This window comes from Pseudomonas sp. VA159-2 (assembly GCF_024126635.1).
Taxonomy (GTDB): Bacteria; Pseudomonadota; Gammaproteobacteria; order Pseudomonadales; family Pseudomonadaceae; genus Aquipseudomonas; species Aquipseudomonas muyukensis.
Genome location: NZ_JAMYBV010000008.1, coordinates 106,505 through 132,920, shown reverse-complemented (window position 1 = coordinate 132,920; position 26,416 = coordinate 106,505). Strand labels below are relative to the sequence as shown.

Here is a 26,416-nt window from a genome sequence, read left to right as displayed (position 1 = left end):
GCCGTGACAAATTATTGCGGCGACAGCAAGCCGACCAAGGCCCGGGCGGCTTGGCCGAGGGGTTGCTGCTTGAGCCAGAAGGCGTGTACCGGCAGTTGCAGCTCGTTGCGGGTGTTCTGGAAGCGCAGGCGCACCAGGCGCCCGGCGGCCAGCGCCGGGGCGATTCGCGACAACGGCAGGTCGCCCCAGCCCAGGCCGGCCTCGACCATCTGCACCGCCAGGTCGAGGCTGTCGGTGCGCCAGTGCGAGGTGCCGATCAACGAGCGGGGGTCGGACAACGGCAAGTCGCGGCTGCGGACCAGGATCTGGCGCAGGCTGACCAGGTCCTCGAGGTGGCGGATACGCCCTTCGCGCAGGGCAGGGTGGTGGGGCGACAGGGTGGCCACCAATGATTCCATGGCGATGTACTGGAAGCTGCGCCGGGCATCGACCTGCAACCCGGCAAAGGCCAGGCACAGGTTGACCCGGCCGCTGTCGAGCAGTTGCAGGGCCTCCTCCTGGGGCGCGGCCAGTAGCTCGATGTCCAGCAGTGGGTAGCGCTCGCCCAGGCGGCTGATGGCCGTGAGCAGCGGGCGTTGGTCGATATCCGGCACCACTGCGATGGCCAGGCTGCTTTCCAGCCCGCGGGACAGCTCCAGGGCATGCACCTGCAGCAGCCCCAGTTGCTCGGCGATCAGCCGCGCGTGGGGTTCCAGGGCCTGGGCCTGGGCGGTGGGGCGCGCCTCGCGTGAGCCGCGCAGGAATAGCGGGTAGCCAAGCTCCGCCTCGAGGTTGCCGATGGCCATGCTGACCGCCGAGGGCACGCGCCCGCAGGCCCGGGCGGCAGCGGAAAACGAACCGCGGTCGAGCACCGCGAGGAAGAGCAGGATGGTGTCGCTGGAAAAGTTCATGGCAGTCTCCTTTCAGTAAATCTGAAAGCTGCCAACTTTTTCTGTCAAGACCATTGATGCATCCTGCGCGTCTTTCGTGAACCCGGCAGTCAAGGTAAACCCGTGCAAGGACTCAAACGCAAACTGGTCTACGTGACCTTCTATGAACTGATCGGCCTGTGCATGTCGACCCTGGGGCTGGCCTACCTGTCCGATACCCAGGCCTCGCACACCGGCCCCCTGGCGGTGATGATCACCACCATCGCCATGGCCTGGAACTTCATCTACAACAGCCTGTTCGAGTACTGGGAAAGCCGCCAGGCCACCCGCGGGCGCAGCGTGGCGCGGCGGGTGGCCCATGCGGTTGGTTTCCAGCTGACCCTGGTGGTGTACCTGATCCCGCTGATCGCCTGGTGGCTGGGCATGAGCTTGCTGGAGGCGTTTGTGGTGGACCTGGCGTTCATCATCCTGATCCCCTGCTACACCTTCCTCTACAACTGGGCGTTCGACCGGATCTTCGGCCTGCCGACCTCGGCCATGGCGGCGGCCTGACACAGTCTGTAGGAGCCGGCTTGCCGGCGAACACCGGCGTTGCCGGTGCCATCCACCGCGTCGCCTGGCTCGTCAGCAAGGCTGGCTACGGACATTGCAGGGCCGCAACCGGCGATCTTTGCATAAGGGCTGAAATCCTGGGGCTGCTGCGCAGCCCTTTTCGCGACGCAAGGCCGCTCCTACAGGAGCGTGTCGGCTTCGGCTCAGGGCGCTCGGTTGCCCAGCAAACTGTCCTCCACCTGCCCCGACAGGTAATACACCCCGGCCATGGCGCCGCTCTGGCGGTTCTCCATCAGCTCCCGCCATTCCTGGTTCAGCGCCACATTGAGGATCACCCGCAACTGCTCGACCATCTGTGGCTGTTCACGGTCATGGGTGATCAGCCCGTAACCGGTTGCCGCCACCGAGATCAACGCCCCCGCCGCCTTGCCCACTGCGGCGGCGATGGCGCTGGCCGCGCCACGCGGGGCCAGCGTGGCACCGAGCTTCTCGCTGGCCTGGGTGGCCACCGACGACAGCCCTGCCTCGGTCTGCCCGGGCGCCTTGGCGGCCTGCTGGTGCAGGTGCTGGCGCAGCGACTGCCAGGCCGGTTGCTGGGCCAGCGACTGGGCCCGCAGCAGTTGATAGAGCGAGGCGTTGCGCGCCGGCGGTGGGCCCAGGGCGATGATCGGGATGCGGTTGAGGCGCTGGCTGAACTGCTCGGGCGGGGCGTTGTAGCGCTGGATGATCGCCGGCAATTGCTGGCCGAGCAGTTGCAGGTACAGCTCGCTGGCGCGGTCGCGAATGCCTTCGGGGTTGATCTGCTCGGCCACCGGCTCGATCACTCGCTGGCGGTATTGCTCCTGCAGGTACAGGCCCAGGCGTTTCTCCGGCGGCGCCTGGCCGTTGCCGCTGTTCATCTTGTACCAGGCCACCTTGAGGGTGAGCCATTGCTGGGTCCAGTAGCCGGTGAACCAGGGGATGAAATCGTTCTCGGTACGTTGCTGCACCTGCGCTTTCCACACCCGCATCGAGCGCCGGGCATAGTCGTTGGCCGAGCCTGCGGCGGCAACCGAGGCCTCGACGATGTCCTGGTCGATGCGCTGCCACACGGCTGGCGGCAGGTTCTGCGGCGGCGGCGGGGCGGGCGGGCGTTTGCCGGCGCAGCCGGCCAGGGCCAGCAACAGGCACAGTAGGACAATCACCAGGCTGGGTTTCACGCCGACGGCCTCCCAGAAAAGGGGCTATCGGCAGTATAGGTTTGTCCTGCTGGACGGGGCGCCAGACAAGCCCGCTCCTACCGATACTGGGCAATACCGGTAGGAGCGGGCTCGCCCTGCGATGGGCCGCAGAGCGGCCCCCTTTGCAGGTTGGCAAGGCATGTTCAGTGCTCCAGTTTCAGTTGCAGCAATGGGTAGGGGTCGCCTTGGCCATCGACTTCGCTGCGCCCGGCCTGGACGAACCCGTGCTTCAGGTAGAAGCCCACCGCCTGCGGGTTCTGCTCGTTGACATCGACCTCCCGCACGCCCAGCTCCTCGATCACCTGGGCCAGCAGCGCCTTGCCGATGCCCTGGCCCCCGCACGCCGGGTCGACGAAGAGCATTTCCAGCTTGCCGTCATGCACCCCGGCAAAGCCCTGGATCTGCCCCTGGGCATCGCGCCAGGCACGCAGCTGGACAAAGCCCAGGTACTGCTCGCGCACCAGCGGCTTCAAGCGCTCGACATAGCCCTCGGGGAGAAAGTCATGGGTCGCCCGCACCGAGGCTTCCCAGAGATCGGCAAGCCGATCGAAGTGTTCCGCGCCAACTGGCGCGATGCTGTGGTTCATAAGCCCTCCAAGGCTCTGTGGTGGAAACGCCGGGCAGGGTACGGCATTGCGCTATGCTCGGCACTTCTCTTGCGACCTTTGGAGCGCCGATGACCCTTGCCGATGCCCTGCTGCTGGTGGATGTGCAGTGCGCGTTCATGGAGGGCGCCGATGCGGTGCCTGCACACCTGGCCTTGCAGGCGAGCATCGCCCGCCTGCTGGCCCGCGCCCGCCAGGCCGGGGTGCCGGTGATCTTCCTGCAGAACGACGGGGCGCCCGGCAGCCCGGACGCCCCGCACAGCGCGGGCTGGCAACTGTACTTCGCGCCTGTCCGGGGTGAGCACGTAGTGGTCAAAACCGAGGACGACGGCTTTGACGAAACCGAACTGCAAGCGCTGCTGAATGCGCTTGGCGTTCGCCGGCTGGCCCTGTGCGGGTTGCTTTCGGACATGTGCCTGGCCGCCACCGCGCGCGCCGCGCTGCAACGGGGGTTCGATGTGCTGCTGCCCCACGATGCCCATGCCACCTATGACGTGCCGCCGGGGCCGGGCGGCTCGCCAGGGGTGCCCGCCGCCCTGGCGGCGCGGGCGGCGGAGTGGTCGCTGGGTGACCAGGTGCAGATCCTGGCCGGGGTCGACGCCCTGGGGTTCAGCGCGGCCAGCCCGACTGGCGGATGATGCGGCACAAGGTGCCGGGGCGCAGCGTCGAGGCCCTGCAGTGCGCGCCACTTTGCTGGTGCAGGCCGAGCACGTGGTGGCGCAAGCGCTACGCGCAGCCGTTCTGATCGAGGTCGAGCTTGGCTTCCAGGCGGTCCAGATGCTCGTGCATCAAGGCCAGGGCGCAGGCCTCGTCGGCGCGCTCCACCGCATCGATGATCGCCGCGTGCTCCTGCCAGGCGCAGTGCTCGCAGCAGGGTGACTCATAGCGGGCGATGATCAGCGAGGTCATCGGTACCAGGCCGTCGAGAAAGCGCGCCAGCGGTGCGTTGGCGGCCATTTGCGCAAGCTTCATGTGGAACTCGCCGCCCAGGCGAATGGCCGTGCAGCGCTCGCCGCGCTCATGGTGCTGGCGCTCGCGTTCGACCAGTTGGCGCAGTTGGCGGATCTGCGCCGGGCGCGCGCGCTGGGTAGCCAGGCCGATCAGCGTGGTCTCGGCCAGGCGCCGGGCACTGAGCACCTGGCGCGCCTGCTCGGGGTCGGGCGCGGCCAGGTGCGCGGTGTGGCTGGGGCGTTGCACCACCACCTGCTGATCGGACAGGCGCCCGAGCACCCGGCGGATCACCGTGCGGCTGACGCCGAAGGCGTTGCCCAGCGCCTGCTCGGGCAGCGGGCTGCCCGGCGGCAGGCGCTGTTCGAGGATGGCGTCGAACAGCCGGGGGTAGATCTGCTCGGCCGACAGGCGGGTCTCGCCGACGCCGAGCAGGGCAGGCAGGTGGGGGGCGCAGGCGCTCATGGTCGCTCTCCTTCTTTTATTCAGGTGCCGGGGTGGTCGTCCGGGATGTTCAGGGCAATGCCCATGCGCTGGCCCTCGGCGAGGATGTGCCGGCGCATCTGCAGGCTGGCCAGGGCGCTGTTGCGCTCGCGGATGGCCCGCACCACCGCCTCGTTCTCGCTCAGCCGCGCGGCCAGGTGCTCGGGCGAATTGCGCAGCATCTCGGCACTTTGCTTGAGGGCGTTGCCGGTCTGTTGCACCACGCTCTGGAAGATCGGGTTGGTGGTCAGGGCGAACAATGCCTCGTGGAAAGCGATGTAGGCGTTGACCCCGGCCTCGTGGTCCTGGGCCTCGAGGGCTTCGCGCAGGTCCATCAGGGTCAGGCGCAGTTGGCCGATGTCCTGGCTGCCGGCCGATTGCGCGACCAGGCCGGCGATGAAGGGTTCGAGGGTGTAGCGCAGTTCGAGCACGTCGGCCAGGCTGGCCGCGGCAACGGCCTCCGGCTCCTGGGCCTGGGCGGCGTCGGCCTCGAGCACCAGCACGCCCTTGCCCGGCAGCGAGCGCACCAGGCCCAGGGTTTCCAGCACGATTACCGCCTCGCGCAGGCTGGGGCGGCTGATGCCCAGTTGCTCGGCCAGCTCGCGCTGGCCGGGCAGCATGTCGCCGCTGCGCCACTGGCCACGGGCCAGGGCCTGGCGGAGTTTCTCCACCACTGAATTGACTACGGTCGACGAGCTGATCACGGTTCGCTCCTTGGTTGACGTGGCATCTTGGCGCAAGGCCGGCCGGCGCGGGGCGCCGGCGGCCAAGGGCTTAGAATTCCTGTTGATGGGGTTGGCCCTGCTTGCGGCTGGCGGGGGCGAAGCCCGGCTTGTTGGCCAGCACATTGTTGGCCCGCTCCAGGTCGATGTCCTTTTCCCAGCGGGCGATGGCCACGGTGGCGACGCAGTTGCCGATCAGGTTGGTCAGCGCGCGGCCGATGCCCATGAACCAGTCCACCGCCAGTACCAGCACCAGGCCCACCACCGGGATCGCCGGCACGGCGGTCAAGGTGGCGGCCAGGATCACCAGGGCCGAGCCTGGGATGCCATGAGCCCCCTTGGAAGTCACCAGCGACACCAACAGGATGGTCAACAGGTCGGTCATCGCCAGTGGCGTGCCGGTGGCGTTGGCGATGAACACGATGGCCAGGGTCAGGTAGATGGAGAAACCATCGAGGTTGAACGAGTAGCCGGTGGGGATCACCAGGCCGACGGTGGAGCTGCCGATGCCCAGGTGTTCGAGCTTGCGCATCACCTGCGGCAGCACGGCATCGGAGGAGGCGGTGCCGAGGACGATGGACAGCTCTTCGCGCAGGTACTTGATGAACGGCAGCAGCTTGAGGCCCGACAGGCGCATGACGGTGCCCAGCACGATCAGCACGAAGCCGGCGCAGGTCAGGTAGAACAGCGCCACCAGCCCGCCCAGGTGCTGCAACGAGCTCAGGCCGTACTTGCTGGTGGTGAAGGCGATGGCGCCGAACACGCCGATCGGCGCCAGGCGCACGATCATGCCCATGATGCGGAAGATCACATGGCTCAGCTCGTTGATCAGCCGCGAGATGCCCGAGGCCGATTCGCCCACCAGGTTCAGGGCGCTGCCGAACAGCACCGAAAACAGCAGGACCTGGAGGATATTGTTGTCGGCAAAGGCGCCTACCACCGAGGTGGGGATCAGGTCCATGAGGAAGGTGGTGGTGCTGTGGATGTGCGCGCCGCGTTCGGCCAGGGCGCCGGCATCGCTGCTGGAGAGCTGGTCGAGGTGGATGTTGGCGCCGCTGCCGATGCCGCTGGTGAAGGCGAACACCAGGCCGATCACCAGGGCCAGGGTGGTCAGCACTTCGAAGTAGATCACCGATTTGAGGCCGATGCGCCCGACTTTCTTCAGGTCGCCGGCGCCGGAGATGCCGCTGACCACCACGCAGAACACGATCAGGCCGATGAGCATCTTGATCAGCTTGATGAAGCCGTCACCGAGGGGTTTGAGTTGCAGGGACAGGTCGGGGAAGCTCAGGCCGCAGACAACGCCGAGGGCGAGGCCGAGCACCACCTGGAGGAAGATCGAACGCGAACACCATTTGAGCATGGGAGGAGTCTCTGGTCGGTGTCCTTGCCCCCCAAGCCACACGGAGCGAAAGAGTGCAGGACTTAATTATTGTGGTCTTACCGGTTTGTTCACTGCGAGGGTCATGAAACGCCGAAAATTCCGACATTGCAAGGGATTTTGGCCTGACCGGTCTGACCAGTGGTGGCGCATCGACCCAGGGTTTGCTCTAGCGTGGTGCGTGGCGGGATTTCAGGGTTTGGCCAGGACCTGATCGACGGCGGCGATCAGCTTGCCCAGGTCCTTGGGCGGGGCGTTATGGATGACACCGAACAGATAGGCACGCTGCTCTTGCTCGTCGTCGGGCTCGACGAAGAAGGCTTTGGGCTTGACCCCCAGCGCCTCGGCAAAGCCCAGCAGGGCCTCGACGCTGGGGGTATAGGTGCCGGTTTCGAAGCGGCTTATGGTCTTGGGGTCGAAGCCGGTGCGCTCGCCCAGTTGTGCCTGAGTGAAGCCCGCCAGTTTGCGGTAGCGGCGCAGGGCAGGGCCTAGACCTGTTCTCGTCATCGCTTAATTCCCATTTAGAATCAAGCACTTAACGATATATGGCGATATAGCGCAACGCCATGATCCATCACCTTTGTTTGCAAAATGTGATGGAGTTCGTAGAATTGGCCGCTTTGATTGATCAGTCATTCAAGTGATTGTCCAGGGCGATCCGGCCAAGTGCCGGCCCATGAGCCTGCGTTGTCGGACATTGGAACTGATCCACGATGAACGGTTCCGGCGCCCCTGGCTTTCTGGCAGGCAGGTCGTCGGGCCGTGTATGAATGGAGTCTCAGCGTGCGTCAGAACCTGCCGGTCAACCCGGTCGAGCAAAGCTTCCCCGAGCACCAGCGGCTCATTTCGGCGACCGACACGGCCAGCCTGATTACTTATTGCAACGCCGAATTCGCCGCCATCAGCGGCTACAGCCAGGACGAGCTGATCGGCAGCCCGCACAACCTGGTGCGCCATCCAGACATGCCCGAGGCAGTGTTCGAACTGATGTGGCAGTACCTCAAGGCAGGCCGCAGCTGGATGGGCATCGTCAAGAACCGTTGCAAGAACGGCAATTTCTACTGGGTCAATGCCTACGTCACGCCGATCCTCGAAGCCGGCCGGGTGGTCGGCTACGAGTCGGTGCGGGTGTCCCCGACCCGCGCGCAGGTGGCCCGGGCCGAGGCCCTGTATGCCCGCTTGCGCCAAGGCAAGGCGGCGCTGTCGCCTGGCCGGCGCCTGGCCCTGCTCGGCCGTGGCCTGACGGTGCCCCTGGCGGGCGGCGCGCTGGCGGTCGGCGCCAATCAGCTGTGGCCGGGCCTGCCCGCCCAGGGGCTGACCTTGGCGCTGTTCGCCGGTGTCGGGCTGTGGGCCCAGAGCCGCATGGGCCGGCACCTGCGGGGTATCGTCGAAGGCGCCGACAACACCTTCGGCGACCCGGTGGCGGCGCTGACCTACAGCGACCTGGCCGGTGCCGCCGGGCAACTGCAACTGATCCTGATCAGCGAGGAGGCGCGGCTGAAGACCGCGCTCACCCGCCTGAGCGACCTGGCCGCGCAGATGGCCGGGGCTGCCGAGGACGCCGGGCGCCTGTCGCGGGGTACCGAGACGGCCTTGCTGGAACAACGCGCCGAAACCGATTTGACCGCCACCGCGATGACCGAGATGGCCGCCTCGATCGGTGAAGTCGCCGGGCACGTGCAGTTGACCGCCGAGCAGGCCCAGACCGCGCACTTGCTGGCCCAGCAGGGCAGCCAGGTGGCCGATGCCACGGGCGCGGCGATCCATGGCCTGGCCGCTACGGTCGGGCAGATCAACCAGGCGGTCAACGACCTGGCCGGTCAGACCGGTGCCATCGCCGAGGCCGCCGGCATGATCCGCGCCATCGCCGAGCAGACCAACCTGCTGGCGCTCAATGCCGCCATCGAGGCCGCCCGGGCCGGCGAGCAGGGCCGCGGCTTCGCGGTGGTGGCCGACGAGGTGCGCGCCTTGGCCGACAAGACTCGCCAGTCCACCTTGCACATCCAGAGCATCATCGACAGCCTGCGCGGCGGCGCCGAACAGGCGGTGAACATCGCCAGCCAGGGTATCGCTGGCGCCGAGCAGGGCGTGACCCAGGTGGCCCTGGCCCAGGAGGCCTTGCAGGGGATTCGCCATGCCGTGTCGCGGATCAGCGACATGAGCCAGCAGATGGCTGCCGCCGCCCAGCAGCAGTCGGCCGTGGCCGAGGATGTCTCGCGGCAGATCAACGGCGTGGCCGGCACTGTCCAGCAGAGCGCCCGCAGCGCCAACGCCGCCGCCTCGCGCGGTACCGAGCTGGAGCAGGTGTGCGCCGGCTTGCGCGCGTTGGTGGAGCGCTTCAACCGCTAGGTTGCCAAGGATATGGACGACAACTATCGCGCGGCCGTGGATGCGGCCGCGATCTTTTCCGAGACCGACCTGCGCGGTTGCATCACCTATGTCAACCAGCAGTTCTGCAGCATCTCCGGCTACAGCCGCGAGGAGCTGCTGGGGGCGAACCACCGCATCCTCAATTCCGGCCTGCACGAGCCGACGTTCTTCCTCGACATGTGGCGCGCCCTGGCGGCGGGCCGGGTGTGGAAGGGCGAGATCTGCAACCGCGCCAAGGACGGCTCGCTGTACTGGGTGGACAGCACCATGGTGCCGCTGATCGATCCGCACACCAACAAGGTGCGCAAGTACGTGTCGATCCGCTTCGACGTCACCGAGAAGCGCCAGCTGTTGCACACCCTGCAATGGCGCGTGGGCCACGATGTGCTGACCGGCCTGCCCAACCGCGCCTATCTTTCCGACCTGCTCAACCAGGCCCTGGCCTTTTCCCGGCGCGAGAGCATTCCGCTGGCGGTGTGCATGCTCGACCTGGACGGTTTCAAGGCGGTCAACGACGGCTATGGCCATGCCACCGGCGACCTGCTGCTGGTGGAAGTGGCCCAGCGCCTGCAGAGCATCCTGCGCGGTGGCGACGCGGTGGCGCGGTTGTCGGGCGATGAGTTCGTGCTGATCCTGCGCCATATCGACGGCCCGCAACAGCTCGATGCCGCGTTGCAACGGGTCTTGCGCGCGCTGGCCGCGCCCTATGTGGTGCGTGAGCAGGTGTTGAGCCTGAGCGCGAGTATCGGCGTGACCCTGTTTCCCCAGGACGACGACGACGCCGACGCCCTGGTGCGCAATGCCGACCAGGCCATGTACGTGGCCAAGCAGCAAGGGCGCAACCGCTACCATGTGTTCGATGTGTCCCAGGCGCTGGAGCTCAAGGCCACCCACCAGACCGTGGCGCGAGTGCGCCGGGCCTTGCGCCAGGGCGAGCTGTGCCTGCACTACCAGCCGAAGGTGAACATGCGCAGTGGCCAGGTCATGGGCTTCGAGGCCTTGCTGCGCTGGATGCACCCGTCCAAGGGGCCGGTGCCGCCGGGGGACTTCCTGCCGCTGGTGGAGCAGACCGACCTGATCGTCGAGCTGGGCGAGTGGGTCATCGACCAGGCGTTGCAGCAACTGCAGCAGTGGCAGTTGTCGGGGCGTGACTGGTCGTTGAGCGTCAACATCGCTGCCCGCCAACTGCAGCGCGGCGATTTCGTCGAGCGCCTGGCGCGGTTGCTGGGGCGTTATCCCGGTGTCGACCCGGCGCGGCTGGACCTGGAAATCGTCGAGTCGGTGGCCATCGACAACCTGCCCCGGGTTGGCCGCTGCCTGGATGCCTGTCGGGCACTGGGCGTGCGCTTTTCCCTGGACGACTTCGGCACCGGCTACTCCTCGCTGAGCTACCTCAAGCGCCTGCCGGCGCAGACCATCAAGATCGACAAGTCGTTCGTGCGCGACATTCTGCGCGACCAGGATGACCTGGCCCTGGCGGGGGCGGTGATCGGCCTGGCCCGCGCGTTCGGCCGCGAGGTGGTGGCCGAGGGGGTGGAAACTGTCGAGCACGGGCAGGTGTTGATGGGGTTGGGCTGCGAACTGGCGCAGGGCTACGGGATCGCCAGGCCGATGCCGATGCCGGTGGAGGCGTTGGCGCAGTGGGTAGCCGCCTACCGCCAGCCTGTGCAGTGGCAGCGAGGCGCGCCGGCAAGGCCGGTGCGCTCGTACCTCTGAAGGTTGAAGGGTATGGGGGCGGGCTTGACGGCACTCTTCCATCGCCGGCAAGTCCGCTCCCACGCCTTGAGCAGCGTTTGAGCGGGGCTGCTGGGTTACTGCGGATTGGCCTGGACCATGGTCGTGGTCAGTTGCCGGAACAAGGCGAGCCTGGCGGTGTCGCGGCTGCTCAGCAGCAGTTCGGCAATGCGAGGGTAAAGCGTGGTCTCATTTGCATAGCGGTTCGACACCAGGTCGATCCGTTGCAGTACCCCCTCGATACGCCAGGTCAAACTGGGTGCTTCTTGCTCTAGCGCCTGTATGAACGCGGCAGGGACGGTTGAGCCCAGATAGGCGCCGGAGGCCGGGCCGGCCTCGCTGAGGCTGTCGAAGTATTCCGAGGCGCCCGCCCAGGTCTGCTCGAAGGCTTCGAACGTCTGGGGCTGCAGGCGCTGCAACCAAGTACGCCAGAACGCTTGGTCGATCGCCCAGTCGATCAGGCGCGGCCCATCGCTGGCGGCCTGCACGGTGCTGGCCAGCTGTTGCAAGGTGGGCTCGCTCAGCCGTGCCAGATAGTCGAACGCGATTTCCTCCGGTTGTGGCGGCAGGCCGAGGGATTCACGCAACTGCATCCGTGCATGCAGGGCTATTTCCACTTCGTCGAGCAGGTAGTTCGCCTCGCTGAGGCTGGCGTCACTGATATCGTCGCCCGCCACCAGCGACGGCAAGACGGCGCGTCCCTCTTGCAGGGCTTGGCGCCGGGCCACCCGGGTGTTGTACAGGTCACCGATCTGGGCATCGAGCAGACGCTGGCGGAGCATGCCCCTGGCACAGGCGACGGCCAGCTGATCATTGGTGTGGCCTGGGCTGGCATGATTGGCGCTATGCCAGGTGATGACCTCGGCCTCGACCTGCTGGAACAGCAGGCTGGTCTGGTCAACGCATCCTTGGCCTGCATCGTTGATCAGGTCGTTGAGCTGTTGTTGCAATTGCGCCTGGCCCCAGGTTTCGCTGGATGTCTGGGCGTTGACCAGGATTTGCAGCACCTGTTGCATGCGTTGACGCAGGACCGTCGGGTTGCGCTGATACTCGACCGTGCCGGGCAGGCGCTGGAGCAACTCGTACAAAGGGGACCATTGTGGGTCAGGCGCAGTGTCGGCGATGTGGTCGAGCAGCGCCTCGGGCCAACCTTGCGACCATTGCGGCGGGGTGCCCGCATAGGCGGGGGTCTCAAGCCCGGCAGCGTTCAGGCGTTCCAGGGCCGGCTCGGTGAATGGGTTGTCCTGGAAGGAAAAGAACAGATTGTCTTCTCCTGCGCGAATGGCTCGGGCGAAGCTGCTATCGGTCAGGTCGGGCACATCGCTCAGTGCGTTGCGGCTCAAGTCCAGCTCGCGCAGCGCCAGGGGCTGTTGATCGAGCAAGGGTTGCAAGCCGATGGGCCATGTATCGATGCCGGTGCTTTCCAGGTCCAGCTCCTGCAGTTGCGTCCAGCCGGTAACATTCGGCGTCAGCGCCAGTGGGTTTTCACTCAACGACAGCCGGCTCAAGCGGTGCAGGCCGGCCAGGGCATCGCGCGCGGCCTCGTCCAAGCTGATCTGGTTCTGGCCAAGCAACAATACGCGCAGCGAAGGCCAGCGCTGGAGCGCCTGGAAATGGACGGCACCCAATACCAGCTCGTTGGCATCTGCCTGAAAGGTGCTGAGCCCGGGTAGCCTTGCCAAGTGCTCGAGGGTCCCTACCGACAAGGTGTCGATCGCGGCGGTGAGACTCAGGTGGTTCAAGCGGGTCAGCTGGCCCAGGATGTTCCGTGCCGTATCGTTGTCCAGTTCCAGCCGGTTTTCCGAGACATCCAAGGTATCGAGCAAGGGCAGTTCACTCAGGGATGCTGGCAAGGCCGTCAGCGCGTTCTCCGTCAGGTCCACGTAGCGTACTTGTGGGAAGGCTCGCAGGAAGTTGTTCAGGTTGGCGGTTTCAGGGTGCGCCAGCCCGTTCACGGTCAGTTGCCTGACGTGAGGCAGTTGCACGGGCAAGGTCGGTAGTTCATCCACGTGCAGGCCATGAATGAGCAGCACAACGTAGTCGAAATGGGCGATCGTGTCAGGTGGGTTCTGCCGTCGCCAGGCTGTGCGGATACGTTCGGCCATGACGCCGCGATAGACCCGACGTTGATCCAGTGCGCCGACCGCGATGCCGTCGGCATCGTTGGTCCAGCGCCGCAGGCTTTCGTCGAGCTGACGGTAGTCGCTGCGCAGTTGCTCCAGCAGGCGTGCGAACGCACCGGGGGCAGGCCCCGCCTGCTCGCGAAGGCTGCTGCGCAGCAGTTCCCGATTGTCCTGTGGCGAGGCGGGGTAGAGCTGGTCGAATAGCTCGTCCTCGGTCAGCCATCCTTGCACGCCACGGCCGCTGAGCCTGTAGCCCAGGCGCCTGGTGCCGGGCAAGCGCGTCGGCAAGCGATACAGCGGGCGTACCGGTGCCATGCTCAGGTCCCGGGCCGTTTGCTGGCGATCGTTAGCGGCACGCTCGAACAGTGCGTCGCGCAGTTGGTCTGATTCATGGGTCTGCAGGCCGAGGGCTCTGCGTTCGCTGTCGGGCAAGGCCTGCAGAATGGCTTGGAACAGGTCGCTGGTGTTGGCCAGCGGTTGATTGTGCTCATCACGTGGCTCGTAGTGGTCGGCGCAACGCCAGACGGACTTGACCGTCTGGCCTGATTCGCCGGCGACATGCTGCAACTGGCCGTTCTCCCATAATTCGAGGCGTACCTCACCCGACCAGCCCGGCAGGCGTTGCAAGGTTTGCATCACCAGTCGATCTCGGTCCAGCGCGCTGCCTGTTTCCAGGTAAAAGCGCGCCAGTGCCTTGTTGATGCGGGCCTCGCGCAGGTAGCGGCGTGCCTTCTCGGCCAGTGCGATCGGTACCCGGGCGGTACTGCTCAACTGCTCGAGGGCCTCGGGGCTGGCCTGGGCGAGGATCTCGTTGCAGGCCCGCTCGCTCAAGCCAGGGAAGTCGCGGCGCAGTACCTGGCTGCCTGGTAGCGCGCTGGCTTTGCTGTACTTGGCTGCGCTAGAGAAGCTTTCGAAACTGTCGACCAGCAAGGCCGGCAAGGGTTGCCGGTCGGTCAACGCCCGACGCATGGCGGCACTGTCATAGCCACTGCAGCGCAGGGCCAGAGTTTGTCGAGCGAGGGGCGTGTTGATGGGGCCCATCTGTTCAAGCAGGCGTTGTTCGCTCCACCCTAGGGGCCGCTCGTGGTCCAGCAACCAGCGTTGCTCGTCAGTGCCGCGCAGGGCCGGGCGATGGCGCATGCCAGTGGCCTTGCTCAGGCGCCATTGGCCCGAAGTGTCCCGTTCGAGCGGATAGCACTGTCCCTGGCGTTGCAGCCAGCTTTGTCCGTTCCAGCGAAACAGGCCGTCGCTGCCGGGCTGGGTGCTGGCAGGCCAGGGTTGCGCGCGAGCGAAGGGCGAGAGATCGCCTTGCCACAGGCGTTGGCGGCCACGCTGCTCAACCGGCAACCAGTCATGCAGTACGCCCTGGCCCTGGACGAGCACGCCGGCAGCGCCGAGTGCCGCGACCTGGGCCAGATTCTCCAGGACATCGAACAGGTGCTCCATGGCGCCTTCGATGTCCCCTTCGTTGGCCGCATGCACGCCGTCGAGAAACTCACCGACCAACTGTGCGCCGCCGACCACCAGCATCACTTCGCCAAGCGCCGGAACGAAGAAGGCCGCGATATTGAGCACGGTCATCCCCAGGCCCAGCCAACCTTCGATGCGTGCTCGCAACGCGGCAGCATCGCGCTGCGCTACCGGTACCGCCAAGGTGGCGGCATCGGCCAGCTTGCGTTCGACCTGAATACGCGCCCTCGCCTGGAAGGCATTGCCCGACCAGGGGGTGAAACGCATTGGCAGGCGGGCGTTCTTGTCCAGCGTCTCTTGCCACAGGTCGGTAGGGGCGGGGAACAACCGCTTCAGCCAGCTGAAGCGCTGACCCTTTTCCACGACCGGCACTGTGCGCTGCACGCTGGCATAGGGGTAGCGCGGGTACAGCGCGCCGCGCAGTCGGGCGACGAACTGGGCCTGTTGCGCATGCGTGACGAAGCGGCTGAAGAAAACCCGTTCCTGATGTTGCCACAGCGCTTCGGTCAGTGCCTTGCCCAGTGCCCGCATGGACGGATATTGGCGCACCGGTTGGGCATGGCCGGGCAGGTACAGCAGGCAGGGCTCGTCTGCCTGCAGGGGTTCGCGGCGCACCACCAGCGGGCCGTCGAGAGGGATATCGAACAGGCTCAGGTAGCCGCATTGCAGGCGTCGCGTCTGGCCCGCTTGCGTTAATTCGACAGTATTGGCCAAGGCTGCCTCACCCAACTGTTCGCCCAGGGTATCGAGGCGCCCCTGCAGGCGCGCCTGAGCCAGCTCGGCGGCGAATGCGGCATGGTCCTGTTGGCGTAGCAGGGTACGGAAGGCGTCGTTGTCGATATGCTCGCTGAGATGGTTGAAGTAACGTTGGCCCAGGTCGAGGTTGCGCACGCCCTTGACGAAGCGTTCAGCGTCGAGCCCGAGCGGGCTGTTCGGGGTGCCGGCACGATACAGCTTGACCTTTGCACCTTCGTCGAAGTTCTGTAGGGCCGCCTCCAGCCAAGGCATCTCGCGACGTTCGTCAATATGCCAAAGCAGGGCGTTGTCCAGGTCCGGCAGGGCGGCGCCAGGGAACCAATGCGCGAGGGCGGCTTGCAGCAGTGGACGGCAGAAAGTCTCGATGCCTTGCACAGGCTTGAGCGCCTGGGCGAGCTGGCGGCTGGCGCGATAGCTGGCGAGGGTGCGTTGCTTGAGGCGGGCACGTTGTTCGGGGCTGGCTTGCTTGTGCCAGTCGGGATGCTGCCGGGGGATGAAGCTCAAATGCGTGGACAGGGGCATGGCTGCTCTCCAGTGGGGAAAGCAGCGAGGCTAGCGAGGTTGGCCGGCCGCGACGGGGTAGCGGGTTACCACCGTCCGGCGTGCGGGCTACAGCTGTGGCGCGGTGCTTTTGACCGCTGCCAGCTCCGGGTGCGCCACCAGCTTGTCGATGTGCAGCTCGTCGTTGTTCATCCAGGTCTCGGTCAGCACCCGGTAGTGCTCCATGTCGCGGCAACGCATGCGCAGGCTGTAGTCGAAATGCCCGCTGATCAGCTGGCATTCGTAGACTTGTGGGCAGGCCCGCACGGTCGCCTCGAAGGCCCGCTGCGCCGACCGACCGCTCTGGTTGGACAAGGCCACTAGTACCAGCAGCGACAGGCCCGGGGAGACCTGCTGCAGGTCGATGATCGCCCCGTAACCGCGAATAACCCCGCGCCGCTCCAGCTTGCGCACCCGTTCCAGGCAGGGCCTGGGGGTCAGGTGCACGAGGGTGGAGAGCTTTTCGTAGGTGATCCTTCCCTGGTGGCGCAGCACGTCGATGATGGCTTCATCGATGCGATCCAGCGGTGCTGCGACGGGTGTGGTGGCCTTGATATCCATAGGCGGCGTGATTTCACTTCAGACGATTGGAGAGGAACTGGCGCAGGCGCTCGCTCTGTGGCCGGTCGAGGATTTCGGCGCTGCCATGCTCCTCGACCAGGCCCTGGTGCAGGAACAGCACCTGGCTCGAGACCTGGCGGGCGAAACCCATTTCGTGGGTGACCATGAGCATGGTACGTCCTTCCTCGGCAAGCGTCTGTATCACCTTGAGCACTTCGCCGACCAGCTCCGGGTCCAGCGCCGAGGTGGGTTCGTCGAACAGGATGATCTCCGGTTCCATGGCCAAGGCCCGGGCAATCGCCACGCGCTGTTGCTGGCCGCCGGAGAGAAACGCTGGGTACTGCTCGGCGGCCCGCGCCGGCAGGCCGACCTTGTCCAGGTACTTGCGCGCCCGTGCCTCGGCTTCGCCAGCGCTGATGCCCAGCACCTTGCGCGGGGCCAGGCAGATGTTCTCCAGCACCGTCAGGTGGCTCCACAGGTTGAAATGCTGGAACACCATGGCCAGGCGCGTGCGCAGGTTATGCAGTTGCGCCGCGGGCGGGGTGCGGGTGCCGGGGTGGATCGCCAGGGTCTGGCCGTCGAGGGTGATGCTGCCGGCATTGGGTTGCTCGAGGAAGTTGATGCAGCGCAGGAGCGTGCTCTTGCCCGAGCCGCTGGCGCCGATCAGGCTGATCACGTCGCCCTTGCGCGCGTTCAGCGAGACGCCCTTGAGCACCTGGTGCTCGCCGTAGTGCTTGTGCAGGTCCTCGACGCTGAGCTTGATCGCGCCGGCATGGCTGTGCGCGCTCGGGGCCTGGGCGAAGGAGGGGAGTGGCAGTGCGGTAGCGGTCATGGGGTCAGCCTCGGGCAGGGTCAAGGAAGCGCATCCAGCGCCGTTCGGCCATACGCAGCAGGCCGACCAGGGCGAAGGACAGCAGCATGTACAACAGGGCGGCCATGCCGAAGGCCTGGAAGGTGAGGAAGGTCGCGGCGTTGGCGTCGCGGGCCACCTTGAGGATGTCGGCGACGGTGGCGGTGAAGGCCAGCGAGGTGGCATGCAGCATCAGGATCAGCTCGTTGCTGTAGGCCGGCAGCGAGCGGCGCAGGGCAGCCGGTAACACCAGGAACAGGTTGAGCCTCCAGCCGCGCAGGCCATAGGCCTGGGCCGCCTCCAGCTCGCCGGCGGGCAGGTTGCGGATGGCCCCGGCGAAGATCTCCACGGTGTAGGCGCAGGTGTTGAGCACGAAGGCCAGCAACGTGCAGTTGAGCGCATTGCGCAAAAACTGGTCGAGCAGGGCATGCTCGCGCACCACCTGCAGGCTGTAGAGCCCGGTATAGCAGATCAGCAGCTGGATATAGAGCGGCGTGCCGCGGAATACCAAGGTGTACAGCTGCACCGGCAGGCGCAGCCACGCATGGCGCGAGGTGCGTGCCAGGGCCAGCGGCAGCGACAGGGCCAAGCCCAGCAGCATGCTGGCCAGGAACAGCCACAGGGTCATGGCCAGGCCCGACAGCCCGTTGCCGTCGGTATACAGGTAGGCCAGGCCGTATTGCTGGAGGAGTTCGATCATCGCGCCAGCTCCTTGATGCCAATGTTGTAACGCCGCTCCAGGCGCCGCAGCAGATGGTTGGAGAGGGTGGTGATCAGCAGGTACACCAGCCCGGCCAGGCACAGGAAGAACAACACCTGGTTGGTGCTCTTGCCGGCGTTCTGCGCGGCCTTGACCAGGTCGGCCAGGCCGATGATCGACACCAGCGCGGTGGACTTGAGCAGTACCAGCCAGTTGTTGCCCAGCCCCGGCAGGGCGAAGCGCATCAGTTGCGGGAACAGCACCAGCCGAAACCGCTGTGCGCGGCTCAGGCCATAGGCGGTGGCGGCCTCCAGCTGGCCGGCCGGCACGCTGAGGATGGCACCGCGGAAATTTTCGGTGAAGTACGCGCCGTAGATGAAGCCCAGGGTGAGCACCCCGGCGCTGAACGGGTCGATCTCGAGGTAGTCCCAGCCCAGCGCCTCGGTGAGGTCGTTGAGCCAGATCTGCATGCTGTAGAAGATCAGCAGGATCAGTACCAGGTCGGGGACGCTGCGAATCAAGGTGGTGTAGAGGCTGGCCGGGATGCGCAACAGCTTGTTGCGCGACAGCTTGGCGCTGGCGCCGACAAGGCCCAGCAGCAGGCTGACGGCCAGCGACAGCAGGGCCAGCTTGACGGTCATCCAGGCGCCTTGGGCCAGCAATGGGCCGAAGCCCTGCAGGCCGTGGGAGAAGAAGTCGTGCATGACAGGAATCTCGCGGGGAGGCCATCGCGGGGCAAGCCCGCTCCCACGCATTGCTCGGCCCGTGGGAGCGGGTTGGGCCCGCGATCGGCGCTGTAGGTCACTCGTTGTAGATGTCCAGCTCGCCGACGTACTTCTGCTGGATCGCGGCGTAGGTGCCATCGGCGTGGATCAGGGCGATGCCCTTGTCGAGCAAGGCCTTGAGCTCGGGGTCGGTCTTGCGCAGGCCCATGGCAATGTCCAGCGGCAAGGTCGGGTCCTTGATCGCCGGGCCGCTCTTGAAGCCGGCGCCTTCGGGCTTGGAGAGGAAGTTGAGCTGGGCTTCGAGCTTGTCGGTGACGGTGGCGTCGAGGCGGCCGTTCATAAGATCGGCGTAGTTCTGGTCCTGGGCCTGGTAGGCCTTGACCTGGGCGCCCAGCGGCGCCAGCACGGCGCGGGCGTAGGCCTCTTGCAGAGAGCCCTGGAGCACGCCGACCTGCTTGCCCTTGAGCGATTCGACGGTGTCGCCGAAGGCGGCGGATTTGCGCACGATCACCGCGGTCGGGCTGAGGAACAGGCGGTTGCTGAAGTCGATCTGTTTCAGGCGTGCCGGGGTGACCGCCATCGACGACATGATGGCGTCGAACTTGCGGGCGCGCAGGGCCGGGATCATGCCGTCGAACTCGTTGTGCACCCAGGTGCACTTGACCTGCAGCTTGGCGCAGATGGCATTGCCCAGCTCGATGTCGAAGCCTTGCAGGCTGCCATCGGCGGCAACCGATTCGAAGGGTGGGTATTCGGGGTAGACGCCGAAGCGGATCTCGGTCCACTCCTTGGCCTGGGCAAGGGTGGTGGCGCACAAGGAAAACAGCAGCACGCCGAGGCGTTTTCGCATGGAGAGCATGGTCGTGGATCCCTGGGTGTTGTTATTGGTAGTAGGGCGATTACCGCGTGTAGGTCCGTCGGTGACTCATGGGTCGGGCTCAGAATGCGCGAGATAGACGGGTTTTTTGTGTCGTTTGCTAGCGCGCGGGAGGCCGGATTCGGCTGTTAGGGATCTCCTGGCAGCCGAATCGGCTGTATCGACAAAGATTTATGGATGTGCGACAGGCGGCCTTTGGGCATATACGTACCGCTGTAGGAGCGGCCTTGTGTCGCGAAGGGGCTGCGAAGCGGCCCCAGGGTTTCAGCTACGCAGCCGACATTGCCGGGGCCGCTCTGCGCCCCTTTCGCGACACAAGGCCGCTCCTACAGCGGTGGTGTAACGCCGGTCAGGCAGCGCTGGCCTTGCGCGCCGCCCCTTTCGGCTGCAGCAGGGCAAACAGGTCCTTCGGATTCTCCAGTTCTGGCACCAGCGCAATGTCATGCCCGATGTCCAGTGCCTTGGCCACATCCAGCACATAGCGCAGCGCCGAGTAGTCCTCCAGGGCAAAGCCGACCGAGTCGAACAGCGTGACTTGCGCGGCGCTTTCGCGGGCTGCTGCGCTGCCGTCGACTACCTGCCAGAACTCGGTGGTCGGCGAATCCGCTGGCATTTGCTGGATCTCGCCCTCGATGCGGCTCTGCGGCTCGTATTCGACGATCACCCGCGCGCGCTCGACGATGTCGCGGTGCAGCTCGGTCTTGCCCGGGCAATCGCCACCGACAGCATTCAAGTGCATGCCCGGCTCGATCATCTCCGGGGTGAGGATGGTGGCGTAGGCCTTGTCGGCGGTGACCGTGGTGACGATGTCGGCACCGCGCACCGCCTCGGCCACGCTACCGGCGATGACCAACCGCAGTTGAGGGAAGCCGGCCAGGTTGGCCGCCAGCTTCTCCGAGGCCCGGCGGTCGATGTCGAACAGGCGGATTTCCTCGATGCCCAGCAGGGTATGGAAGGCGATTGCCTGGAATTCGCTTTGCGAGCCGTTGCCGACCAGCGCCATGCAGCGGCTGTCTTCACGCGCCAGGTAGCGGGCGGCCAGGGCCGAGGTGGCGGCGGTGCGGATCGCGGTGGTCAGGGTCATTTCGCTGAGCAGTACCGGCGCGCCGGTGTCGACATCGCCCAGGGCGCCGAATGCCATCACCGTGAGCAGGCCGTTGTGGGTGTTCTTCGGGTGGCCGTTGACGTACTTGAAGGCATAAAGGTTGGCGTCGGACACCGGCATCAGCTCGATCACCCCGTCCGGCGAATGGTTGGCCAGGCGCGCGCATTTTTCGAAGTCGTGCCAGCGCAGGTAGTCCTGGCGAATGTAGTCGGCCATTTCGGCCAGGCAGGTGGGCAGGCCTTTGCGGTTGACCAGGCGGGCGAGGTCTTGCACGTCGATATGGCGGGTCATGGTGAGGCTCCTTTTCAAGTCAGTGGCGCGAGGGCAGGTGCACTTCGGCGAGCATGCAGCGCGCGCTGCCACCGCCGATGCGTTCGATATGGTCGATATTCACCACCAGCGGGTGGCTGTGGCGCTCCACTTGGCGGCGCTGGCCAGCATCGAGTGCGGCCCAGGCGCTGCGCGACATCACCAGCAGCGAGCGGCCGTCGCGGTCGTGGACTTCGAGCATGTTGCCGGCGAAGTTCTCCAGCTGGTCGAAGTCCAGGGCCAGCAGCTGCTTGCCGGTGTCGCGCAGGGATTGTTCCAATGCCCGGCGCTCATCGGCGTGGGGCAGGGCGTCGAGGCAGGCCACGGCGAGCTGGCGGCCGACGTTCATCATCACGTTGCTGTGGTAGATCGGCGCTTGCTGGCGGTCCACGGCGTGGAACAGGCACAAGCGGTAGTCGAGGTGTTCGGCGAACTGGCGCAGGGCGCGTTCGTGGGTGCGCCCGGAGTGGCAGGCGTAGCTGATCCGGTGTTCGCGGTCCAGGACCATGCTGCCGGTGCCTTCGAGGAACAGATTCTGCTGTTCCAATGGGCTCAGGTCGATGGTGCGCCGGATGGCGAAGCGCTCGGCCAATACGCCGAGCACGCCCTTGCCGCGCTCCAGGCGGCGGTTCTGGCCCTCCATCGGATAGAGCACCAGGCTGCCGTCGGCGTGGCTGCTCCACCAGTTGTTGGGGAAGATCGAATCCGGGGTATGGGGCTCGGGGGTATCTTGCACCACCAGCACCTCGACACCGTGCTGGCGCAAGCTGGCGACGTAGTCGTCGAACTCTTCCAGGGCCTTTTCGCTGGCGGCCCGAGGGTCCAGCGGCGCTTGCTGGAAGCGGTTGGTGATGGCGGTGTCCGGGTTGAAGGCGAACCGCGCCGGGCGAATCATGAGGACGGTATTTGTTGTTTGCATTGGGCACGCATCCACGGGTGGGCTGTGTGACCATTGTGTGGGGGGTGGCGGTGAAATCCCGGCTGAAGCGGGTGGGGCGGGCAGCGGGTCCAGCTGAAAAGGCTTGCTTGGCAGCGGAATCGGCTGGTGTCGCAGAAAAGTTCGCCAGACGAGTGGGAGCGCAAACGAAAACGGCGCCTCGAAAGGCGCCGTCGTCATGCTCCGAACAACCTATTTGTGCAGCTCTTCGGCTGCATACAGGGTGTTTTCCAGCAGGCAGGCGCGGGTCATCGGACCAACCCCACCCGGTACCGGGGTGATCCAGCCAGCGCGAGGCAGGGCGGTCTCGTAGACCACGTCGCCGACCAGCTTGCCGTCGTCCTGGCGGTTGATGCCGACGTCGATGACGATGGCGCCTTCCTTGATCCATTCACCCTTGACCAGGCCTGGCTTGCCGGCAGCCACCACCACCAGGTCGGCGCGCCCGACGTGGCCGGGCAGGTCCTTGGTGAAGCGGTGGCAGACGGTGACGGTGCAGCCGGCCAGCAGCAATTCCATGGCCATGGGCCGGCCCACGATGTTGGAGGCGCCAACGATCACCGCGTTCATGCCGTACAGGTCCTGCCCGGTGCTTTCCAGCAGGGTCATGATGCCCTTCGGGGTGCAGGGGCGCAGCAGCGGGATGCGCTGGGCCAGGCGGCCGATGTTGTAAGGGTGGAAGCCGTCGACGTCCTTGTCCGGGCGAATACGCTCGAGCAGCAGCGAGGCGTCCAGGTGCGCCGGCAGCGGCAGTTGCAGCAGGATGCCGTCGACGGCCGGGTCGTCGTTGAGCCGGTCGATCAGCTCGGTCAGGGCTTGCTGCGTGGTCTCGCTGGGCAGGTCGAACGCCTGGGAAATGAAGCCGACCTCTTCGCAGTCCTTGCGCTTGTGCGAGACATAGACTTGGGAGGCTGGGTCGGTGCCGACCAGGATCACCGCCAGGCCCGGGGTGCGCAGGCCTTGCTGGCGGCGCTCGGCGACACGTTGGGCGATCTGCTGGCGCAGGTTGGCGGCGATCGCCTTGCCATCGATAAGGTGTGCAGTCATAGACGCGTGATTAACCATCGAGAAGGGAACATATAAGAAGCGCGTATTCTCGCACGACCTGGCCCGAGGGCAAAGGCGGGTGGTCGGGCAAATCCCCTAACCCCTTCAATAATTTAAATTTTTTAGAGAAAGGTGTTGACGGCCCAAAGGGTCGCCTATAAGATTCGCCGCACTTGTCGGGCACTGCCTGGCACGGGTTGGCAAGGTCGGGCAGAATAGGCGGTTCGTTTGTTCGGTCGGACTGATAGCTTAAGCGCCCGTAGCTCAGCTGGATAGAGCATCCGCCTTCTAAGCGGATGGTCGCAGGTTCGAGTCCTGCCGGGTGCGCCATCAGGCCTGGGCAAGTAAGCAACAGCAGTACCGCACTATGGTGGGCGTAGCTCAGTTGGTAGAGCGCTGGATTGTGATTCCAGTTGTCGTGGGTTCGATTCCCATCGTCCACCCCAGATTCTTCAGGGGCGCCTTGATTGAATAATCCGGCGCCTTTGTTTTTGAGTTATGCGGACGTGGTGAAATTGGTAGACACACTGGATTTAGGTTCCAGCGGCGCAAGCTGTAAGAGTTCGAGTCTCTTCGTCCGCACCATGTTTCTGTAAAGCTGTATCGCAACATTGCATTATGGTGGGCGTAGCTCAGTTGGTAGAGCGCTGGATTGTGATTCCAGTTGTCGTGGGTTCGATTCCCATCGTCCACCCCATATTTCGAAGGCGCCCGCATCGTGAGATCGGGCGCCTTTGTCGTTTCCGGGGTTTCGCGCTACTGGTGGCCCTGCCCATAAAGCTGATAAATTTCAGCCGGTTGAATGCCCGCGCAGGAGTGGCGCAGATGATTGCAAAAGAGGCGCGCCAGGCCCTGGCGCTGCAACGGTTCGCTGAGCAGAACCGGCAACTGCTCGAGGAAATTCGCGAGCTCGATGAGCGCGAGCAGGCCCAGCAGATCGAGTGGGCGTTCGAGGACGCCGCCGATGAGTTGGGGGTGCAGCCTTGGGAGTATGCGCTGCAGTTGATTGCCGAGTCGCCGGAGCAGCTGCAGGCCATGCGCCTGGAGACCCATCGCGAGGTGGCCGAGGCGCTGGGGTTGGGGTGGGAGGAGTATTGCCAGTTCAACGATATTGAGCTGGGGTGAGGTTGGGGGTACGGCGATAGCCTTGCTGCGCAGTCTTTTATCTCGTTCCCCCTTGAAATCTCAGACAAAATTCCCATATCCCGGTCAATCGCTGTTTGTTTGACAAGGTTTTACAACCGTGCGGCGCTCAAGGCGCCGGGCGGGTCCGGCTGAAACTGGCTCGACGCCCCGGCGCGCGGGCCTTTCAAGGAAATCGACCGGCGTGCTCGGCCAGCAATCTGGGTGGGGTGACTTCTGTGGCTTGAGTCACTAGAATGCTTGCCCTTGATTCTGGAGTCGGGCTATCGCCGGCTAACGTCTGTGCAACGAGGAATATCCATGCAAGTTTCTGTTGAAAACACTTCCGCTCTCGAGCGCCGCATGACCATCGCCGTTCCGGCCGAGCGCGTCGAGAACGAAGTCAACAAGCGTCTGCAGCAGACTGCCAAGCGCGCCAAGGTCGCGGGCTTCCGCCCAGGCAAGGTGCCGATGAGCGTGATCCGCCAGCGGTTCGAGGCCGATGCCCGTCAGGAAGCCTTCGGCGACCTGGTCCAGGCTTCCTTCTACGAAGCTATCGTCGAGCAGAAGCTGAACCCGGCTGGCGCTCCGGCCGTCGAGCCAAAATCCTTCGAAAAGGGCAAGGACCTCGAGTTCGTCGCCATCTTCGAAGTCTTCCCTGAGTTCACCGTTGCCGGTTTCGAGTCGATCGCCGTCGAGCGCCTGAGCGCTGAAGTGGCTGACGCCGACCTGGACAACATGCTGGAAGTCCTGCGCAAGCAGAACACCCGCTTCGAGGCCGTCGAGCGCGCCGCTGCAAACGACGACCAGGTCAACATCGACTTCGTCGGCAAGATCGACGGCGAAGCCTTCGCCGGTGGTTCGGCCCAGGGCACCCAGCTGGTACTGGGTTCCGGCCGCATGATCCCTGGCTTCGAAGAAGGCCTGGTGGGCGCCAAGGCGGGTGAAGAGCGCGTGGTCAACGTGACCTTCCCCGAGGACTACCAGAACCTGGACCTGGCAGGCAAGGCTGCCGAGTTCACCATTACCGTCAACAGCGTCAGCGCGCCTGTGCTGCCAGAGTTGAACGAAGCCTTCTTCGCTCAGTTCGGCATCAAGGAATCGACCCTGGAAGGTTTCCGCGCCGAAGTTCGCAAGAACATGGAGCGTGAGCTGCGCCAGGCGATCAAGACCAAGGTCAAGAACCAGGTCATGGACGGTCTGCTGGCTGCCAACCCGATCGAAGTGCCAAAGGCCCTGCTGGAGAACGAAGTCAACCGTCTGCGCGTGCAGGCAGTTCAGCAGTTCGGTGGCAACATCAAGCCAGACCAGCTGCCAGCCGAGCTGTTCGAGGAGCAGGCCAAGCGTCGCGTGGTCCTGGGCCTGATCGTCGCCGAAGTGGTCAAGCAGTTCGAACTCAAGCCTGATGAAGCCGAAGTTCGCAAGATGATCGAGGAAATGGCCTCGGCCTACCAGGAGCCTGAGCAGGTTGTGGCCTGGTACTACAAGAACGACCAGCAGCTGAACGAAGTTCGTTCGGTTGTACTGGAAGAACAAGTTGTAGATACTGTCCTGCAGAAAGCGACTGTGACCGACAAATCGGTCTCGTACGAAGAAGCCGTCAAGCCAGCACAGGCAGCCGCCGACGCTGAGTAACAGGCTACTCTCGTAGGAAACCCCCACAAGCCAGCCTTCGCGCTGGCTTGTGTGTATTCAAGCCATGACTATTTGGGAGCGAGTGCAGGACATGTCCCGCAATTCTTATATTCAGCAAAGCTCTGACATCCAGGCCGCAGGCGGTCTGGTCCCGATGGTTATCGAGCAGTCCGCCCGTGGCGAACGTGCCTACGACATCTATTCGCGCCTCCTCAAGGAGCGCGTGATCTTCCTGGTCGGCCCGGTAGAAGACTACATGGCCAACCTGGTGGTGGCGCAGCTCTTGTTCCTTGAAGCGGAAAACCCGGACAAGGATATCCATCTGTACATCAACTCCCCGGGCGGCTCGGTAACTGCCGGCATGTCGATCTACGACACCATGCAGTTCATCAAGCCGGACGTCTCGACCATCTGCATCGGCCAGGCCTGCAGCATGGGCGCCTTCCTGCTCGCGGCCGGTGCCGCCGGCAAGCGCCACTGCCTGCCGAACTCGCGGGTGATGATCCACCAGCCGCTCGGCGGCTTCCAGGGTCAGGCCACCGACATCGAGATCCACGCCCAGGAAATCCTCAACATCAAGGCGCGCCTGAACGAACTGCTGGCCCATCACACCGGCCAGGACCTCGAGACCATCAAGCGCGACACCGAGCGCGACAACTTCATGAGCGCCGCGCGCGCGGCCGAGTACGGCCTGATCGACTCGGTCTACGACAAGCGGCAACTGGCATCCTGAAGCAATGCGCCAGAGCGGGTGGGCGCGGAATGCGCCCATCCG

At 65.2% G+C, this 26,416-nt stretch carries 23 protein-coding genes and 4 tRNA genes; 11 read left to right on the top strand and 16 right to left on the bottom strand.

Annotated features, from left to right (window positions below):
- Positions 1-11 precede the first annotated feature (11 nt).
- The gene (locus NJG22_RS10305) at positions 12-890 is read right to left on the bottom strand and encodes a LysR family transcriptional regulator (RefSeq protein WP_253094283.1); all 879 of its coding nucleotides are present in this window, start codon (positions 888-890) and stop codon (positions 12-14) included.
- Positions 891-992: 102 nt separating this feature from the next.
- On the opposite strand from NJG22_RS10305, the gene NJG22_RS10300 reads away from it, so the two are divergent.
- The gene (locus NJG22_RS10300) at positions 993-1,421 is read left to right on the top strand and encodes a PACE efflux transporter (protein WP_217848553.1); all 429 of its coding nucleotides are present in this window, start codon (positions 993-995) and stop codon (positions 1,419-1,421) included.
- 203 nt (positions 1,422-1,624) lie between these two features.
- Here NJG22_RS10300 and NJG22_RS10295 read toward each other — a convergent pair whose 3' ends face one another.
- Positions 1,625-2,620, bottom strand: coding sequence for a hypothetical protein (locus NJG22_RS10295; RefSeq protein WP_253094278.1), 996 nt, complete (start codon positions 2,618-2,620; stop codon positions 1,625-1,627).
- A 164-nt stretch (positions 2,621-2,784) separates the two neighbouring features.
- Complete coding sequence (locus NJG22_RS10290; protein WP_253094277.1) at positions 2,785-3,228, bottom strand: GNAT family N-acetyltransferase; 444 nt, start codon at positions 3,226-3,228, stop codon at positions 2,785-2,787.
- 89 nt (positions 3,229-3,317) lie between these two features.
- On the opposite strand from NJG22_RS10290, the gene NJG22_RS10285 reads away from it, so the two are divergent.
- Entirely contained in the window at positions 3,318-3,884 is a 567-nt protein-coding gene (locus NJG22_RS10285; RefSeq protein ID WP_253094276.1) for an isochorismatase family protein, read from the top strand.
- Positions 3,885-3,972: 88 nt separating this feature from the next.
- Here the strand turns inward: NJG22_RS10285 and NJG22_RS10280 are convergent, their stop codons facing one another.
- The 4 genes from NJG22_RS10280 to NJG22_RS10265 form a co-directional block, all read right to left on the bottom strand.
- On the bottom strand, positions 3,973-4,659 hold the full coding sequence (locus tag NJG22_RS10280) for a GntR family transcriptional regulator (RefSeq protein ID WP_217848547.1): 687 nt from the start codon (positions 4,657-4,659) through the stop codon (positions 3,973-3,975).
- A gap of 20 nt (positions 4,660-4,679) precedes the next feature.
- The gene (locus NJG22_RS10275; protein WP_253094275.1) at positions 4,680-5,381 is read right to left on the bottom strand and encodes an FCD domain-containing protein; all 702 of its coding nucleotides are present in this window, start codon (positions 5,379-5,381) and stop codon (positions 4,680-4,682) included.
- 70 nt (positions 5,382-5,451) lie between these two features.
- Positions 5,452-6,762 (bottom strand): C4-dicarboxylate transporter DctA, encoded by a 1,311-nt coding sequence (locus NJG22_RS10270; protein WP_217848543.1) that lies wholly within the window; start codon positions 6,760-6,762, stop codon positions 5,452-5,454.
- Positions 6,763-6,972: 210 nt separating this feature from the next.
- The gene (locus NJG22_RS10265) at positions 6,973-7,287 is read right to left on the bottom strand and encodes a helix-turn-helix transcriptional regulator (RefSeq protein WP_253094274.1); all 315 of its coding nucleotides are present in this window, start codon (positions 7,285-7,287) and stop codon (positions 6,973-6,975) included.
- A 276-nt stretch (positions 7,288-7,563) separates the two neighbouring features.
- On the opposite strand from NJG22_RS10265, the gene NJG22_RS10260 reads away from it, so the two are divergent.
- Positions 7,564-9,129, top strand: coding sequence for a PAS domain-containing methyl-accepting chemotaxis protein (locus NJG22_RS10260; RefSeq protein WP_253094273.1), 1,566 nt, complete (start codon positions 7,564-7,566; stop codon positions 9,127-9,129).
- A 12-nt stretch (positions 9,130-9,141) separates the two neighbouring features.
- Positions 9,142-10,866, top strand: a complete 1,725-nt coding sequence (locus tag NJG22_RS10255; protein ID WP_253094271.1) for a GGDEF and EAL domain-containing protein — start codon at positions 9,142-9,144, stop codon at positions 10,864-10,866.
- A 95-nt stretch (positions 10,867-10,961) separates the two neighbouring features.
- On the opposite strand, the gene NJG22_RS10250 is transcribed toward NJG22_RS10255, so the two are convergent.
- The 9 genes from NJG22_RS10250 to folD all read right to left on the bottom strand — a co-directional run bounded on the left by NJG22_RS10250 (position 10,962) and on the right by folD (position 22,884).
- Entirely contained in the window at positions 10,962-15,755 is a 4,794-nt protein-coding gene (locus NJG22_RS10250; RefSeq protein ID WP_253094269.1) for a DUF6543 domain-containing protein, read from the bottom strand.
- An 87-nt stretch (positions 15,756-15,842) separates the two neighbouring features.
- Positions 15,843-16,334 carry an Lrp/AsnC family transcriptional regulator gene (locus tag NJG22_RS10245; protein WP_253094267.1) on the bottom strand — a complete coding sequence of 164 codons (492 nt, stop codon included), beginning with the start codon at positions 16,332-16,334 and terminating at the stop codon, positions 15,843-15,845.
- Between the two features lie 13 nt (positions 16,335-16,347).
- A complete protein-coding gene (locus NJG22_RS10240) occupies positions 16,348-17,166 on the bottom strand; it encodes an ATP-binding cassette domain-containing protein (RefSeq protein WP_253094266.1) in 819 nt (272 codons plus the stop codon).
- A 4-nt stretch (positions 17,167-17,170) separates the two neighbouring features.
- Positions 17,171-17,884, bottom strand: a complete 714-nt coding sequence (hisM, locus tag NJG22_RS10235; protein WP_253094264.1) for a histidine ABC transporter permease HisM — start codon at positions 17,882-17,884, stop codon at positions 17,171-17,173.
- Positions 17,881-18,588, bottom strand: a complete 708-nt coding sequence (locus NJG22_RS10230; protein WP_253094262.1) for an ABC transporter permease — start codon at positions 18,586-18,588, stop codon at positions 17,881-17,883. Before NJG22_RS10230 ends, hisM begins: the two co-directional genes overlap by 4 nt.
- A 97-nt stretch (positions 18,589-18,685) precedes the next feature.
- On the bottom strand, positions 18,686-19,468 hold the full coding sequence (locus tag NJG22_RS10225; protein WP_253094260.1) for an ABC transporter substrate-binding protein: 783 nt from the start codon (positions 19,466-19,468) through the stop codon (positions 18,686-18,688).
- A gap of 367 nt (positions 19,469-19,835) precedes the next feature.
- On the bottom strand, positions 19,836-20,882 hold the full coding sequence (locus NJG22_RS10220) for an ornithine cyclodeaminase (protein WP_253094258.1): 1,047 nt from the start codon (positions 20,880-20,882) through the stop codon (positions 19,836-19,838).
- 19 nt (positions 20,883-20,901) lie between these two features.
- On the bottom strand, positions 20,902-21,819 hold the full coding sequence (gene ctlX / locus NJG22_RS10215) for a citrulline utilization hydrolase CtlX (protein ID WP_253094257.1): 918 nt from the start codon (positions 21,817-21,819) through the stop codon (positions 20,902-20,904).
- A 210-nt stretch (positions 21,820-22,029) separates the two neighbouring features.
- Complete coding sequence (gene folD / locus NJG22_RS10210; protein ID WP_253094255.1) at positions 22,030-22,884, bottom strand: bifunctional methylenetetrahydrofolate dehydrogenase/methenyltetrahydrofolate cyclohydrolase FolD; 855 nt, start codon at positions 22,882-22,884, stop codon at positions 22,030-22,032.
- 253 nt (positions 22,885-23,137) lie between these two features.
- On the opposite strand from folD, the gene NJG22_RS10205 reads away from it, so the two are divergent.
- From NJG22_RS10205 to clpP, 7 genes are all read left to right on the top strand, one after another.
- Positions 23,138-23,214 (top strand) — tRNA-Arg (locus NJG22_RS10205).
- Positions 23,215-23,254: 40 nt separating this feature from the next.
- Positions 23,255-23,330, top strand: a tRNA-His gene (locus NJG22_RS10200).
- A 54-nt stretch (positions 23,331-23,384) separates the two neighbouring features.
- Positions 23,385-23,469 (top strand) — tRNA-Leu (locus NJG22_RS10195).
- A 36-nt stretch (positions 23,470-23,505) separates the two neighbouring features.
- A tRNA-His gene (locus tag NJG22_RS10190) sits at positions 23,506-23,581 on the top strand.
- Positions 23,582-23,709: 128 nt separating this feature from the next.
- Positions 23,710-24,009 carry a DUF6388 family protein gene (locus NJG22_RS10185; RefSeq protein ID WP_253094254.1) on the top strand — a complete coding sequence of 100 codons (300 nt, stop codon included), beginning with the start codon at positions 23,710-23,712 and terminating at the stop codon, positions 24,007-24,009.
- 318 nt (positions 24,010-24,327) lie between these two features.
- On the top strand, positions 24,328-25,641 hold the full coding sequence (gene tig, locus NJG22_RS10180) for a trigger factor (protein WP_253094253.1): 1,314 nt from the start codon (positions 24,328-24,330) through the stop codon (positions 25,639-25,641).
- 91 nt (positions 25,642-25,732) lie between these two features.
- A complete protein-coding gene (gene clpP / locus NJG22_RS10175) occupies positions 25,733-26,374 on the top strand; it encodes an ATP-dependent Clp endopeptidase proteolytic subunit ClpP (protein WP_043213484.1) in 642 nt (213 codons plus the stop codon).
- Positions 26,375-26,416: the final 42 nt, after the last annotated feature.